Genomic DNA, 12,757 nt, shown 5'->3' with positions numbered 1-12,757 from the left:
ATTATGCTACTTTTCTATTTTTACCGGTTTTCATCAAACCATCGTAATGTCTATTCAACAAATAAGAATTTACTTGTTGTACCGTGTCAATTGCAACACCCACCATAATCAATAGTGATGTACCTCCGTAAAACAATGCCCAACCAGCCTGTACATCCATCAACTTAACAACTACTGCCGGCAATACCGCCAATAGTGCCAAGAAAACAGAACCGGGCAATGTGATCAATGACATTATCTTATCCAAATAATCCCCAGTTTCCTTACCAGGTCTGATTCCTGGAATAAAACCGCCACTTCTTTTCAAATCATCAGCCATTTTGTTCGTAGGAACCGTAATTGCCGTATAGAAATAAGTGAATATGATAATCAATACTGCAAACAATATGTTGTATGCCAATCCGAAGATATCCGCAAACTGAACTTCCATCCATTGACCAGCAGCTGTATTGTTAAAGGTTTTTCCTATCAAGCTAGGTGCAAACATGATCGCCTGTGCAAAGATGATCGGCATTACCCCAGAGGCATTCAATTTTAATGGAATGTATTGTCTAGATCCCATCACGTTCTTTTCGTAACCTCCAGAAGCCGTTCTTCTTGCATATTGCACTGGAATCTGACGCACCGCCATTACCAATAGCACACTGGCTAAGATAACCAAGAACCAAATGATCACCTCAATAAGGATAAACATGATACCTCCTGTATTGTTGGTAGTTCTTGAAATAAATTCTTGAACGAATGATTGTGGCATAGTAGCTATGATACCGATCATGATCAATAAAGAAATACCGTTTCCGATACCTTTATCGGTAATCTTTTCTCCCAACCACATGGCAAACACACATCCTGTAACCAAGATGATTACTGCTGGAATGATAAAATCCAATCCTTTACCCAATATAAAGGCACTATCTGGAACTCCAAGTGCGCCCAAACCAAACAAGTATGCCGGTGCCTGAACAATACAAATTGCTATGGTCAACCAACGTGTAATCTGGTTTATGGTCTTTCTACCACTTTCTCCTTCTTTCTGTAATTTCTGCAAATAAGGAATTGCAATCCCCATCAACTGCACCACAATGGATGCTGAGATGTAGGGCATGATCCCCAAAGCAAAAACGGATGCATTTGCAAATGCCCCGCCTGTAAAAGCATTAAGAATACCCAAAATACCTTGCTCGGTATTTGAGGTCAATTGTGCCAATTGGGAAGTATCAATACCCGGAAGAACAATCTGTGCACCAAAACGGTATACCAACAGCAAGCCCAAGGTAATTATGATACGTTGCCTTAGCTCTTCAATCTTCCAAATATTTGATATGGTCTCAATAAATTTCTTCATGCCTTATTTTACTTATAAACTTATTGCCTCTCCTCCTGCGGCCTCGATTGCTGCTTTAGCAGAAGCAGTAAATTTATGTACAGATATTTTTAGTGCAGCTTTCAATTCGCCATCACCCAAAATCTTTACCAAATCGTTTTTGTGGGCCAATCTGTTTTCTACAAGGGTGTCCAAAGTAACTTCTTTCTTCACCACACCATCGTCAACCAACGCTTGCAATTTGCTCAAGTTGATTCCTTGGTATTCTTTTCTGTTGATGTTCTTAAAACCAAATTTAGGAACACGACGTTGTAAAGGCATTTGACCACCTTCAAAACCGATCTTCTTAGAATATCCAGATCTAGACTTGGCACCTTTGTGTCCTCTTGCAGCAGTTCCGCCTTTTCCAGAACCTTCTCCTCGTCCTAAACGTTTTCCATCTCTGTTAACAGCGCCTTCTGCTGGTTTAAGATTATGTAAATCCATGTACCGTTATATTTTAAGCTTCCTCTGTGGAAACCAAGTGTTTTACCTTATTTATCATTCCAAGGATATTAGGCGTTGCATCGTGCTCAACAACATGCCCAATCTTGCGCAATCCAAGGGCTTCCAAAGTCCTTTTTTGGTTTTGGGTCCTTTTAATGGCGCTCTTTACTTGCTTAACTTTAATCTTTGACATAATATCCTTGTATTTATCCTTTAAAGACTTTTTCTAAAGAAATACCTCTTTGTTTAGCAACCGTATGGGCTCCTCTTAATTGTAAAAGGGCATCAAAAGTAGCTTTAACAACATTATGTGGGTTGGAAGATCCTTGTGATTTAGACAATACATCATGAACCCCAACAGCTTCCAATACCGCTCTTACGGCACCACCTGCAATAACTCCCGTACCATGGGATGCTGGCTGAATGTAAACTCGTGCACCACCGTACTTTCCTTTTTGCTCATGTGGAAGTGTCCCTTTGTTCAAAGGAATTCTTACCAAATTCTTTTTAGCATCTTCAATAGCCTTGGCAATAGCAGTGGCAACTTCTTTAGACTTTCCTAAACCATGTCCAACAACACCATTCTCATCACCAACAACAACTATTGCTGAAAAACCGAATGCTCTACCACCTTTGGTAACTTTAGTAACCCTTTGGACTCCTACCAAACGATCTTTCAACTCCAGTCCACCTGGCTTAACTGTTTCTACGTTTTTGTATTTCTGGTACATAGTTATATTAGAATTTAAGTCCTGCTTCCCTTGCTCCTTCAGCCAATGATTTTACTCTTCCGTGGTAAAGGTTTCCACCTCTATCAAAAGCTACAGCTTCAACACCAAGCTTTTTTGCTTTTTCAGCTATTGCTTTACCAACTAGGGCAGCAACCTCACTTTTTGTGCCTTTAGCATTCAAATCTTTGTCTCTTGATGATGCAGCAGCCAAAGTAACTCCTTTGTTGTCATCAATCAATTGAGCGTATATCTCTTTGTTACTTCTGAAAACAGACAATCTTGGTCTTGCTTCAGTACCAGAAGAAATTTTTCGTATTCTTCTTCTGATTCGTAATCTTCTTTCAGTCTTAGATAATCCCATAGTCTTAATTATTAAGCTGATTTACCTGCTTTTCTTCTTAGTTGCTCACCAACAAACTTGATTCCTTTTCCTTTGTAAGGTTCTGGCTTACGGAAAGCTCTGATCTTGGCAGCTACCTGACCTACCAATTGTTTATCGTGAGATGTTAATTTTACGATTGGGTTCTTTCCTTTTTCGGAAATGGTCTCAATCTTTACTTCTGGAGCAATTTCCAACACTATATTGTGCGAGAAACCTAAAGCCAAATCCAATTTTTGTCCTTGGTTATTTGCTCTATATCCAACCCCAACCAATTCCAACTCTTTGGTCCATCCTTTTGACACACCTGCAACCATATTGTTTACAAGCGCTCGGTACAGACCATGCTTTGCCTTGTGTTCTTTGGAATCAGAAGGTCTTGCAAGTTGAACATTTCCATCTTCAACCTTTATTTCAACTCCGGAAAATTCTTGGGAAAGCTCTCCCAACTTACCTTTTACGGTAACTACATTCTCGTTCACCTCTACGGTGACGCCTTCGGGAATTGTAATTGGATTGTTACCTATTCTAGACATTTTTCTTCTCTTTACTCAATTAATAAACGTAGCACAATACCTCGCCACCTACGTTTTCTTGCTTAGCTTGTTTGCTGGTCATAACCCCATGGGATGTTGAAATAATAGCAACGCCCAAACCGTTAAGAACCCTTGGCAATTCACCTGAACCCGTATATTTACGCAATCCTGGCTTACTTACCCTTTGCAATTTTTTAATAACCGGCTCTTTGGTAAACTTATCATACTTCAAGGCAATTTTAATGTTCCCCTGGACTTTGTCATCCTCGAACTTGTAGCTCAAAATATATCCTTGATCGAATAATATTTTGGTAATCTGTCTTTTTAGATTGGAAGCGGGAATATCCACTACCCTATGACCTGCACTACTGGCATTTCTAATTCTGGTCAAATAATCTGAAATTGGATCTGTAAGCATTTCTTTTCTTTATCTGTTTACCAACTTGCCTTTTTAACTCCTGGAATCAAGCCCTGATTGGCCATTTCCCTAAAAGTAACCCTAGATATACCGAATGTTCTCATATATCCTCTTGGTCTTCCAGTTAATTTGCAACGATTGCGCATACGAACTGGAGATGCATTTTTAGGAAGCTTTTGCAAAGCCTCATAATCACCAGCCTCTTTTAAAGCTTTTCTTTTCTCTGCATACTTTGCAACCATCTTAGCCCTTTTTACCTCACGGGCTTTCATTGATTCCTTAGCCATATTAGTTCTTTTTAAAGGGTACTCCCAATTCGGTTAACAATGATTTTGCTTCTTTATCTGTTTCTGCAGAAGTAACAAATGTGATATCCATTCCGTTAATTCTGTTGATTTTGTCAATATTGATCTCTGGAAAAATGATTTGCTCGGTAACACCAAGGTTGTAATTTCCTCTTCCATCAAATCCGGTAGCTCTTACTCCTTGAAAATCACGCACCCTTGGAAGGGCAGAAGTAATCAATCTGTCCAAAAACTCATACATTCTTTCTCCTCTGAGCGTTACTTTGGCACCAATTGGCATACCTTTTCTCAATTTGAAAGATGCAACGTCTTTTTTGGAAAGTGTAGCGATAGCTTTTTGACCCGTGATATTCGTCAACTCCTCAACAGCATGGTCAATAAGTTTCTTATCGGACACTGCAGCGCCAACACCACGGCTAACAACTATCTTTTCCAATTTAGGAACCTGCATTACATTTTTGTAACCAAATTCATCGGATAGTGCCTTTACAACACGCTCCTTATATTCTTTCTTTAATCTTGGAATGTAACTCATAACTAAATTACTTCATTGGATTTTTTGGCAAACCTAACTTTCTTTCCATCTCTCTCTTCATAACCTACTCGTGTGGCCTCACCAGATTTTGGATCGATCAACGAAAGGTTGGAGATATGGATAGGAGCTTCCTTTTTCACTATTCCACCTTGAGGATTTTTTGCACTTGGCTTTTCGTGCTTGGAAACGGTGTTCACACCTTCCACAACGGCCTTGTTCTTTTCACGGTCTACCTGAAGTACTTTCCCTTCAGTGCCTTTGTGGTCTCCCGCAATGACCTTAACCGTATCCCCTGTTTTAATTTTCAACTTCATCATTTCTGATATTTCTTTTAAAGCACCTCTGGAGCTAATGAAACAATCTTCATGAACTGCTTGTCCCTAAGTTCCCTGGCCACTGGTCCAAAAACCCTAGTTCCTCTCATTTCACCTGTTGGATTCAGCAAAACACAGGCATTGTCATCAAAACGGATGTAAGATCCATCTGGTCTTCTTACTTCCTTCTTTGTTCTAACCACAACAGCTGTTGAAACAGAACCTTTTTTTACCGTTCCATTGGGTGCTGCCTCCTTAACGGTAACAACAATTTTATCTCCCAATGAAGCGTATCTTCTTTTTGTTCCTCCAAGTACGCGGATGGTCAAAACTTCTTTTGCACCTGTATTGTCCGCAACCTTTAATCTAGATTCTTGCTGTAACATAATTATTTAGCTCTTTCAAGGATTTCAACCAACCTCCAACATTTAGTCTTGCTCAATGGTCGGGTTTCCATTATTTTAACGGTATCACCTTCGTTGCAATCATTCTTTTCATCATGGGCAACATATTTCTTGGTCTTCAAGACGAACTTACCGTACATAGGGTGTTTTACTCGCTTTACCTCAGAAACTACAATGGATTTTTCCATTTTGCTGCTGGTAACAACGCCTATTCTTTCTTTTCTTAAATTTCTTTTATCTTCCATAAGGCAAAACCAATTATTGTACTTCCCTTTTAGTTAATTCTGTTGCAAGTCTCGCTACCGTCCTTCTTGTCTTTCTAATTTGTAAAGGATTTTCCAAAGGTGTTACTGAGTGCGCAATTTTTAAGTCAGCATGTTGCTTTTTAAAATCGGTCAGCTTTTCCTTTAGCTCTTCAATTGAAAGTTCTTTTATTTCTGATTGTTTCATCTTCTTTTCAATTAAAAATTAAGCGGAATAATCTCTAGCTACGATAAACTTGGTTTTCACAGGCAGTTTTTGCGCTGCAAGTCTCAATGCTTCCTTTGCAATGTCCATAGGAACCCCTGCAACTTCGAACATAATCCTTCCAGGCTTAACAACAGCTACCCAATATTCAGGAGCACCCTTACCTTTACCCATACGCACTTCAAGAGGTTTCTTTGTGATAGGCTTGTCCGGGAATATTTTAATCCATAACTGACCTTGCCTTTTCATATACCTTGTCGCAGCAATACGCGCAGCCTCTATTTGACGGGAGGTAATGAAGTGGGAATCCAAAGATTTGATACCGAACATTCCATTGGAAAGTTGGTGTCCTCTCCCGAGTTCCCTTTCATACGCCCCTTCTGGGCTTTACGAAATTTTGTTCTTTTTGGCTGTAACATTTTACCTTTACTTTATCTTATTACTTTCTACGACGTTGTGGTTTCTTACCATCACGCTTGTCGCCTTTACCTTGACCTTTGGACAATCCTACTAGTGGGGAAAGTTCTCTTTTACCGTAAACTTCTCCCTTCATGATCCAAACTTTGATACCCAATCTTCCGTAAGTTGTGTGTGCTTCATGCAAAGCATAATCAACATCTGCACGGAAAGTAGACAAAGGAATCCTTCCTTCTTTGTAAGATTCCGAACGTGCCATTTCAGCACCGTTCAAACGTCCAGAAATCTGAATTTTGATACCCTCCGCATTCATACGTATTGCAGCGGCAATGGCCATTTTAATGGCACGTCTGTATGAAATTCTGCTTTCAATCTGTCTTGCAACACTAGCAGCAACCAAATTGGCATCCAATTCAGGTCTCTTGATTTCATGAATATTGATCTGAACCTCTTTGTTGGTGATTTTCTTAAGTTCTTCCTTAAGCTTATCAACCTCTTGTCCACCTTTACCAATGATAATACCAGGTCTGGCCGTGGTAATGGTAATGGTGATCAATTTTAAGGTTCTCTCGATAATTACCCTTGACACACTTGCTTTTGCCAAACGCGCATGGATATATTTTCTTATTTTATCATCCTCAGCCAGCTTATCGCCGTAATCGTTTCCGCCGTACCAGTTAGATTCCCATCCTCTGATTATTCCTAAGCGATTTCCTATCGGATTGGTCTTTTGTCCCATATTATACTCTAGCTTTGAACGTTGTTATTGGCTTCCAAGATCATGGTAACATGGTTGGAACGTTTTCTAATTCTGTGTGCTCTTCCTTGCGGCGCAGGACGTAGTCTTTTCAACATTGTTCCACCATCCACACGGATTTCCTTAATGATAAGATCAGCATCCTCGATATTGGCCTCCTCATTTTTAGCTTCCCAGTTGGCAATTGCAGAAAGTAGCAATTTTTCCAATTTTCTTGAAGCTTCCTTAGGATTGAATCTTAAAATTGCAAGAGCCATCTCAACCCGCTTTCCTCTTACCAAGTCAGCGACCAAACGCATTTTTCTTGGTGATGTTGGGCAGTTGTTCAACTTTGCAATAGCAAGCTGCTTTTTCTCTTCTTTTAACCTTTCGGCCATTTGTCTTTTACGAACTCCCATAGCTTACTTACTTTTTACCTTTGTTTTTAGCTCCCGCATGACCTCTAAAAGATCGTGTTGGTGAAAATTCTCCAAGCTTGTGACCCACCATATTCTCAGTAACATATACAGGAACAAATTGTCTCCCGTTGTGTACAGCTATGGTTTGTCCTACGAAATCTGGCGTTATCATTGAGGCTCTAGACCATGTTTTGATAACCGTTTTCTTACCTGAATCTATATTGTTCTGGACTTTCTTTTCCAGACTATGATGAACGTAAGGTCCTTTTTTTAATGAACGTGCCATTTACTTTTTCTTTTATTTCTTTCTACGTTCTATGATATATCTATTGGTGTCTTTTGTCTTGGAACGTGTTCTAAATCCTTTTGCAGGAATACCGTTCTTAGATCTTGGATGACCTCCAGAAGCTCTACCTTCACCACCACCCATTGGATGATCGACAGGGTTCATAGCTACCGGTCTAGTTCTTGGTCTTCTACCCAACCATCTGCTTCTACCTGCTTTACCAGATACCAACAATTGGTGATCAGAGTTGGAAACAGCTCCAATAGTGGCCAAACAATTGGCCAAAATCATACGTGTTTCACCAGAAGGCAATTTAATGGTAACGAATTTTCCATCCTTTGCCATTAGCTGAGCAAATGTACCAGCACTACGCGCCATAACAGCACCTTGACCTGGTCTTAGCTCAATGCAAGAAATAATGGTACCCAATGGAATCTCACTTAAAGGAAGTGCATTTCCAATTTCTGGAGCAGCTTTTGAACCAGAAGAAATCTTCTGACCTACCTGCATTCCATTTTGCGCAACCACATATCTCTTTTCACCATCTTTGTATTCAACCAAAGCGATAAATGCAGTTCTGTTGGGATCGTACTGGATTGACACAATTTTTGCATCAACTCCTTGCTTATCTCTTTTGAAATCGATAACACGATACCTTCTTTTATGACCTCCACCTCTATGGCGCATGGTCATTTTTCCTTGACTGTTCCTACCACCCGACTTTTTTAACGGAGCAAGCAAGCTTTTCTCCGGCTTATCAGTAGTAATCGCGTCAAATCCGTTTACTACTCTAAAACGCTGTCCAGGGGTTATCGGTTTTAATTTTCTAACTGACATTTCTCGTCTTTATAGATTACTGTAAAAATCAATAATATCACCTTCCGCCACATCAACAATTGCTTTCTTCAAAGCATTTGTTTTTCCGTGTTGGATTCCTGTTTTTGTATAACGACTCTTACGATTTGGACCATAGTTCATGGTTCTTACCTTTTCCACAGAAACACCATAAGTAGCCTCAACCGCATCCTTGATCTGAAGCTTATTGGCCGTTGGGTCAACGTAGAAACCATAACGATTGAAAAGCTCGCTATCCGCGGTCATTTTTTCCGTAATGATTGGTTTTATCAACACACTCATGATTTTCTTATTTCTTTAGGTTCGATTCTATTCCTTCCAAAGCACTTTCAGTAAGCACAACATTTCCAGCGTTAACTATCTTGTAAGTGCTTAATTCTGAGCTAGTTACAACTTCAGAACGCTCCAAATTGCGCGACGACAAATATACATTATTATTTGAATCGCCCAACACGATAAGAGACTTTTTATTTTCTATTCCCAAAGAGGTTAAAAAAGCAACAAAATCTTTGGTCTTCGGTGCTTCAAAATTGAAGTCCTCAACAACCGTAATCGCTTTCTCTTTTGACTTTAATGTCAACGCTGATTTACGAGCCAAACGCTTCACATTTTTGTTCAATTTTTGGGTGTAGTCCTTTGGTCTTGGGCCAAAGATTCTACCACCACCTCTAAAAATAGGAGACTTGATACTACCCGCTCTTGCGGTACCAGTACCTTTTTGCTTTTTGATCTTTCTGGTACTACCTGCAATCTCAGCTCTTTCTTTTGCTTTGTGTGTACCTTGTCTTTGGTGCGCCAAATATTGCTTTACATCCAAATAGATAGCATGCTCATTGGGTTCTATTCCGAAAACATCCTTAGAAAGGTCAACCTTTCTACCTGTTTCTTTTCCTTTAATATCTAAAACTGCAACCTTCATTACTTCTCAATTGTTACGTAAGCATTCTTGTGACCAGGAACACAACCTTTTACTACGATAAGGTTTTTCTCTGGAACCACTTTCAATACTCTCAAGTTTTGAACTGTTACTCTTTCACCACCCATTCTACCGGCCATTTTCATTCCTTTGAAAACGCGGGCAGGGTAAGATGCTGCACCAATAGAACCAGGAGCTCTCAATCTATTGTGCTGACCGTGGGTTGCCTGTCCAACTCCACCAAAACCATGTCGCTTAACAACCCCTTGGAATCCTTTTCCCTTTGATGTACCAATTACATCAACAAATTCACCTTCTACAAATAGGTCAACACCAACGGTATCACCTAATTTGAATTCACCTTCAAAATCCCGGAACTCAACGACTTTCTTCTTTGGAGAAGCACCTGCTTTTTTAACATGACCTAACTCGGCCTTGTTTGCACGTTTTTCTGCCTTGTCATCGAAACCAAGTTGAAGGGCACTGTACCCGTCCACCTCTTCGGTTCTGACTTGGGTAACCACGCATGGTCCAGCTTCAAGAACGGTACATGGAACATTTTTTCCATTCTCGTCGAAGATGCTGGTCATACCGATTTTTCTACCTATTAACCCAGACATAAATATTAATTATTAATTGTTTACTTTTTCAAGTGCCAATTGCTTGGCAAAAAAATTGGGTCAAAGAAAAGATTCTGTGACCCAGATTTTTTCTTTTTCCCGTTTTTCCATCGCACGCAGCTCCGGACATGTCCACCTTTCTTTCAAAAGGCGTGCAAATTTATACTTTTATTTCGACTTCTACACCACTTGGAAGCTCTAATTTCATTAAAGCATCAATAGTTTTTGAAGAAGAACTATAAATATCAAGCAATCTCTTGTATGAACTTAACTGAAATTGCTCTCTCGATTTCTTGTTCACGTGCGGTGAACGCAAAACTGTAAATATCTTTTTGTGCGTTGGCAATGGAATTGGTCCAGTAACCACAGCACCTGTTGTCTTAACTGTCTTAACAATCTTCTCAGCAGACTTATCCACCAAATTGTGATCGTAAGATTTAAGTTTTATTCTAATTTTTTGACTCATCTTGCTGAAAAATTAAGCGGTTACTCCTTTTACTGATTTAATGACTTCTTCTGCAATATTGGTTGGAGTTTCTGCATAGTGCGAAAATTCCATGGTTGAAGTTGCTCTACCAGATGACAATGTTCTTAATGAAGTTACATAACCGAACATTTCTGACAAAGGCACTTCTCCTTTAACTACTTTGGAACCAGCTCTATCACTCATATCGCTAATAGTTCCTCTACGTCTGTTAAGATCACCAACAATATCACCCATGTTTTCTTCTGGTGTCAACACCTCAATCTTCATGATAGGCTCCATCAATACTGATCTAGCAGACTTAGCAGCAGCTTTGTATCCCATTTTTGCAGCCAATTCAAAGGAAAGTGAATCTGAATCCACTGGGTGGAAAGAACCATCCTTTAAAGTAACCTTCATACTATCCATCTCAAATCCGGCCAAAGGACCATTTTTCATAGCCTCTTTGAATCCTTTTTCAACAGATGGGATATATTCTTTAGGAATATTACCTCCTTTGATCAAGTTCACAAACTCTAATCCAACCACTTCTTCACCAGCAGGCTCCATAGTAAAGACAATATCCGCAAACTTACCACGACCACCAGACTGCTTCTTGTAGACTTCTCTATGATCAGCAGATTGTGTAATCGCTTCTTTGTACTCAACCTGAGGTTGACCTTGGTTCACCTCAACCTTAAACTCACGACGCAAACGGTCAACAATAATATCCAAGTGAAGCTCACCCATACCAGAAATAATGGTCTGGCCAGACGCCTCATCCGTTTTTACCTGGAATGTAGGATCTTCTTCAGCCAATTTTGCCAAAGACATACCCAATTTATCCACATCAGCCTTAGTTTTAGGCTCAACCGCGATACCGATTACAGGATCAGGGAAATCCATACTTTCAAGTACGATAGGATGTTTCTCTGAAGACATGGTATCACCAGTCTTAATATCCTTAAATCCAACAGCCGCACCAATATCACCAGCTTCTATATACTCAATAGCATTTTGCTTGTTAGAGTGCATCTGGTATATACGTGAGATACGTTCTTTTTTACCTGAACGATTGTTCAAGATATACGAACCTGCATCCAAACGACCTGAATATGCTCTAAAGAATGCCAAACGACCAACAAAAGGATCCGTAGCAATCTTAAATGCCAAAGCAGAGAATGGCTCCTTTGGGTCTGGTTTTCTTGTAATCTCGTTTCCAGTGTTTGGATCAGTACCTACAATATCATCCTTATCTATAGGAGATGGCAAGTAACGACAAACAGCATCCAATAAAAACTGAACTCCTTTGTTCTTAAATGAAGAACCACAAACCATTGGAATGATAGCTCTATCCATAACAGCAGCTCTTAATGCAGCATGCACTTCTTCTTCAGTAATGGAATCTTCATCTTCGAAGAATTTCTCCATCAACTCCTCATCATATTCCGCAACAGCTTCGATCAAAGCAGCTCTGTACTCCTTAACCTCGGCTTTCATGTCTTCTGGAATGTCGATAACATCGAATGTAGAACCAAAGTTCTCATCATGCCATACAATTGCCCTGTTCTTAGCAAGGTCAACAATACCTTTAAAGTCAGCTTCCTCACCAATAGGCAGAACAATAGGAACTGCATTGGAACCAAGCATGGTTTTAACTTGGTTACACACCATCAAGAAGTTAGATCCTTGACGGTCCATTTTGTTCACGAAACCTATTCGAGGCACTTTATAGTTATCGGCCAATCTCCAGTTCGTTTCAGATTGAGGCTCAACACCATCAACCGCACTGAACAAGAAGACCAATCCATCCAAAACACGTAATGAACGGTTTACCTCAACGGTAAAGTCAACATGTCCGGGAGTATCAATAATATTAAAGTGGTATCCTTTTGCATCAGCAGTTGGTTTCCCATTCTCAGTTGGGAATTGCCATGTACATGTTGTAGCAGCAGAGGTAATGGTAATACCACGCTCTTGCTCTTGCTCCATCCAGTCCATGGTAGCGGCACCATCATGTACCTCACCAATTTTATGACTTACACCAGTATAAAAAAGAATACGTTCTGTAGTAGTGGTTTTTCCAGCGTCAATATGAGCTGCAATACCAATATTCCTTGTATATTTTAAATCTCTTGCCATTTT

General features: G+C 39.9%; 22 protein-coding genes and 1 pseudogene. All 23 read right to left on the bottom strand.

What is annotated here, in order from left to right; translation table 11 throughout:
• Position 1 precedes the first annotated feature (1 nt).
• Entirely contained in the window at positions 2-1,345 is a 1,344-nt protein-coding gene (secY, locus tag ACOQO1_RS18105) for a preprotein translocase subunit SecY (protein WP_420604272.1), read from the bottom strand.
• A gap of 12 nt (positions 1,346-1,357) precedes the next feature.
• Positions 1,358-1,810, bottom strand: a complete 453-nt coding sequence (rplO, locus tag ACOQO1_RS18100) for a 50S ribosomal protein L15 (protein WP_420604271.1) — start codon at positions 1,808-1,810, stop codon at positions 1,358-1,360.
• Positions 1,811-1,823: 13 nt separating this feature from the next.
• The gene (gene rpmD, locus ACOQO1_RS18095; RefSeq protein ID WP_055397075.1) at positions 1,824-2,003 is read right to left on the bottom strand and encodes a 50S ribosomal protein L30; all 180 of its coding nucleotides are present in this window, start codon (positions 2,001-2,003) and stop codon (positions 1,824-1,826) included.
• Between the two features lie 13 nt (positions 2,004-2,016).
• A complete protein-coding gene (gene rpsE, locus ACOQO1_RS18090; protein ID WP_097047039.1) occupies positions 2,017-2,541 on the bottom strand; it encodes a 30S ribosomal protein S5 in 525 nt (174 codons plus the stop codon).
• Between the two features lie 7 nt (positions 2,542-2,548).
• On the bottom strand, positions 2,549-2,902 hold the full coding sequence (gene rplR / locus ACOQO1_RS18085; protein ID WP_420604270.1) for a 50S ribosomal protein L18: 354 nt from the start codon (positions 2,900-2,902) through the stop codon (positions 2,549-2,551).
• 11 nt (positions 2,903-2,913) lie between these two features.
• Positions 2,914-3,456, bottom strand: coding sequence for a 50S ribosomal protein L6 (rplF, locus tag ACOQO1_RS18080; RefSeq protein WP_420604269.1), 543 nt, complete (start codon positions 3,454-3,456; stop codon positions 2,914-2,916).
• Between the two features lie 19 nt (positions 3,457-3,475).
• A complete protein-coding gene (rpsH, locus tag ACOQO1_RS18075; RefSeq protein ID WP_097047036.1) occupies positions 3,476-3,874 on the bottom strand; it encodes a 30S ribosomal protein S8 in 399 nt (132 codons plus the stop codon).
• Between the two features lie 17 nt (positions 3,875-3,891).
• Entirely contained in the window at positions 3,892-4,161 is a 270-nt protein-coding gene (gene rpsN / locus ACOQO1_RS18070; protein WP_073180998.1) for a 30S ribosomal protein S14, read from the bottom strand.
• A gap of 1 nt (position 4,162) precedes the next feature.
• Positions 4,163-4,714 (bottom strand): 50S ribosomal protein L5, encoded by a 552-nt coding sequence (gene rplE, locus ACOQO1_RS18065; RefSeq protein WP_420604268.1) that lies wholly within the window; start codon positions 4,712-4,714, stop codon positions 4,163-4,165.
• A 2-nt stretch (positions 4,715-4,716) separates the two neighbouring features.
• Positions 4,717-5,031 carry a 50S ribosomal protein L24 gene (gene rplX / locus ACOQO1_RS18060; protein ID WP_420604267.1) on the bottom strand — a complete coding sequence of 105 codons (315 nt, stop codon included), beginning with the start codon at positions 5,029-5,031 and terminating at the stop codon, positions 4,717-4,719.
• Positions 5,032-5,045: 14 nt separating this feature from the next.
• On the bottom strand, positions 5,046-5,414 hold the full coding sequence (gene rplN, locus ACOQO1_RS18055; RefSeq protein ID WP_055397059.1) for a 50S ribosomal protein L14: 369 nt from the start codon (positions 5,412-5,414) through the stop codon (positions 5,046-5,048).
• 2 nt (positions 5,415-5,416) lie between these two features.
• On the bottom strand, positions 5,417-5,677 hold the full coding sequence (rpsQ, locus tag ACOQO1_RS18050; RefSeq protein ID WP_073181006.1) for a 30S ribosomal protein S17: 261 nt from the start codon (positions 5,675-5,677) through the stop codon (positions 5,417-5,419).
• Positions 5,678-5,690: 13 nt separating this feature from the next.
• On the bottom strand, positions 5,691-5,882 hold the full coding sequence (rpmC, locus tag ACOQO1_RS18045; protein WP_097047033.1) for a 50S ribosomal protein L29: 192 nt from the start codon (positions 5,880-5,882) through the stop codon (positions 5,691-5,693).
• Between the two features lie 18 nt (positions 5,883-5,900).
• Positions 5,901-6,319, bottom strand: a pseudogene (rplP, locus tag ACOQO1_RS18040) (50S ribosomal protein L16).
• 20 nt (positions 6,320-6,339) lie between these two features.
• A complete protein-coding gene (rpsC, locus tag ACOQO1_RS18035) occupies positions 6,340-7,056 on the bottom strand; it encodes a 30S ribosomal protein S3 (protein ID WP_073181012.1) in 717 nt (238 codons plus the stop codon).
• Between the two features lie 8 nt (positions 7,057-7,064).
• The gene (rplV, locus tag ACOQO1_RS18030; RefSeq protein WP_420604266.1) at positions 7,065-7,472 is read right to left on the bottom strand and encodes a 50S ribosomal protein L22; all 408 of its coding nucleotides are present in this window, start codon (positions 7,470-7,472) and stop codon (positions 7,065-7,067) included.
• Positions 7,473-7,479: 7 nt separating this feature from the next.
• Positions 7,480-7,758 carry a 30S ribosomal protein S19 gene (rpsS, locus tag ACOQO1_RS18025; protein ID WP_097047030.1) on the bottom strand — a complete coding sequence of 93 codons (279 nt, stop codon included), beginning with the start codon at positions 7,756-7,758 and terminating at the stop codon, positions 7,480-7,482.
• Positions 7,759-7,770: 12 nt separating this feature from the next.
• The gene (gene rplB / locus ACOQO1_RS18020) at positions 7,771-8,595 is read right to left on the bottom strand and encodes a 50S ribosomal protein L2 (protein ID WP_420604265.1); all 825 of its coding nucleotides are present in this window, start codon (positions 8,593-8,595) and stop codon (positions 7,771-7,773) included.
• A 9-nt stretch (positions 8,596-8,604) separates the two neighbouring features.
• Positions 8,605-8,895, bottom strand: coding sequence for a 50S ribosomal protein L23 (gene rplW, locus ACOQO1_RS18015; RefSeq protein WP_420604264.1), 291 nt, complete (start codon positions 8,893-8,895; stop codon positions 8,605-8,607).
• Between the two features lie 7 nt (positions 8,896-8,902).
• Positions 8,903-9,532: a 50S ribosomal protein L4 gene (gene rplD / locus ACOQO1_RS18010; RefSeq protein ID WP_420604263.1), complete on the bottom strand. Its 630-nt coding sequence runs from the start codon at positions 9,530-9,532 to the stop codon at positions 8,903-8,905.
• On the bottom strand, positions 9,532-10,149 hold the full coding sequence (gene rplC, locus ACOQO1_RS18005) for a 50S ribosomal protein L3 (RefSeq protein WP_420604262.1): 618 nt from the start codon (positions 10,147-10,149) through the stop codon (positions 9,532-9,534). Before rplC ends, rplD begins: the two co-directional genes overlap by 1 nt.
• A gap of 160 nt (positions 10,150-10,309) precedes the next feature.
• Positions 10,310-10,615, bottom strand: a complete 306-nt coding sequence (rpsJ, locus tag ACOQO1_RS18000; RefSeq protein ID WP_007094989.1) for a 30S ribosomal protein S10 — start codon at positions 10,613-10,615, stop codon at positions 10,310-10,312.
• Positions 10,616-10,627: 12 nt separating this feature from the next.
• Positions 10,628-12,754: an elongation factor G gene (gene fusA / locus ACOQO1_RS17995; protein ID WP_420604261.1), complete on the bottom strand. Its 2,127-nt coding sequence runs from the start codon at positions 12,752-12,754 to the stop codon at positions 10,628-10,630.
• Between the last annotated feature and the right edge of the window lie 3 nt (positions 12,755-12,757).

Origin of the sequence: Flagellimonas sp. (assembly GCF_965222555.1) — a bacterium.
GTDB lineage: Bacteria > Bacteroidota > Bacteroidia > Flavobacteriales > Flavobacteriaceae > Flagellimonas.
Note: the sequence above shows the minus strand (reverse complement) of the source record. Positions and strands in the feature narration are given on the sequence as shown.

Excerpts from the sequence above, each read along its gene's own strand:
- secY (WP_420604272.1), bottom strand. The coding sequence starts at position 1,345 with ATGAAGAAATTTATTGAGACCATATCAAATATTTGGAAGATTGAAGAG.
- rplE (WP_420604268.1), bottom strand. The coding sequence starts at position 4,714 with ATGAGTTACATTCCAAGATTAAAGAAAGAATATAAGGAGCGTGTTGTA.
- rpsH (WP_097047036.1), bottom strand. The coding sequence starts at position 3,874 with ATGCTTACAGATCCAATTTCAGATTATTTGACCAGAATTAGAAATGCC.
- rpsE (WP_097047039.1), bottom strand. The coding sequence starts at position 2,541 with ATGTACCAGAAATACAAAAACGTAGAAACAGTTAAGCCAGGTGGACTG.
- rplB (WP_420604265.1), bottom strand. The coding sequence starts at position 8,595 with ATGTCAGTTAGAAAATTAAAACCGATAACCCCTGGACAGCGTTTTAGA.
- rpsC (WP_073181012.1), bottom strand. The coding sequence starts at position 7,056 with ATGGGACAAAAGACCAATCCGATAGGAAATCGCTTAGGAATAATCAGA.
- rpsN (WP_073180998.1), bottom strand. The coding sequence starts at position 4,161 with ATGGCTAAGGAATCAATGAAAGCCCGTGAGGTAAAAAGGGCTAAGATG.
- rpsQ (WP_073181006.1), bottom strand. The coding sequence starts at position 5,677 with ATGGAAGATAAAAGAAATTTAAGAAAAGAAAGAATAGGCGTTGTTACC.
- rpmD (WP_055397075.1), bottom strand. The coding sequence starts at position 2,003 with ATGTCAAAGATTAAAGTTAAGCAAGTAAAGAGCGCCATTAAAAGGACC.
- rplD (WP_420604263.1), bottom strand. The coding sequence starts at position 9,532 with ATGAAGGTTGCAGTTTTAGATATTAAAGGAAAAGAAACAGGTAGAAAG.
- rpsJ (WP_007094989.1), bottom strand. The coding sequence starts at position 10,615 with ATGAGTCAAAAAATTAGAATAAAACTTAAATCTTACGATCACAATTTG.
- rplW (WP_420604264.1), bottom strand. The coding sequence starts at position 8,895 with ATGAGTGTGTTGATAAAACCAATCATTACGGAAAAAATGACCGCGGAT.
- rplF (WP_420604269.1), bottom strand. The coding sequence starts at position 3,456 with ATGTCTAGAATAGGTAACAATCCAATTACAATTCCCGAAGGCGTCACC.
- rplO (WP_420604271.1), bottom strand. The coding sequence starts at position 1,810 with ATGGATTTACATAATCTTAAACCAGCAGAAGGCGCTGTTAACAGAGAT.
- rplR (WP_420604270.1), bottom strand. The coding sequence starts at position 2,902 with ATGGGATTATCTAAGACTGAAAGAAGATTACGAATCAGAAGAAGAATA.
- rplX (WP_420604267.1), bottom strand. The coding sequence starts at position 5,031 with ATGATGAAGTTGAAAATTAAAACAGGGGATACGGTTAAGGTCATTGCG.
- rplC (WP_420604262.1), bottom strand. The coding sequence starts at position 10,149 with ATGTCTGGGTTAATAGGTAGAAAAATCGGTATGACCAGCATCTTCGAC.
- rplV (WP_420604266.1), bottom strand. The coding sequence starts at position 7,472 with ATGGGAGTTCGTAAAAGACAAATGGCCGAAAGGTTAAAAGAAGAGAAA.
- rpsS (WP_097047030.1), bottom strand. The coding sequence starts at position 7,758 with ATGGCACGTTCATTAAAAAAAGGACCTTACGTTCATCATAGTCTGGAA.
- rpmC (WP_097047033.1), bottom strand. The coding sequence starts at position 5,882 with ATGAAACAATCAGAAATAAAAGAACTTTCAATTGAAGAGCTAAAGGAA.
- rplN (WP_055397059.1), bottom strand. The coding sequence starts at position 5,414 with ATGTTACAGCAAGAATCTAGATTAAAGGTTGCGGACAATACAGGTGCA.
- fusA (WP_420604261.1), bottom strand. The coding sequence starts at position 12,754 with ATGGCAAGAGATTTAAAATATACAAGGAATATTGGTATTGCAGCTCAT.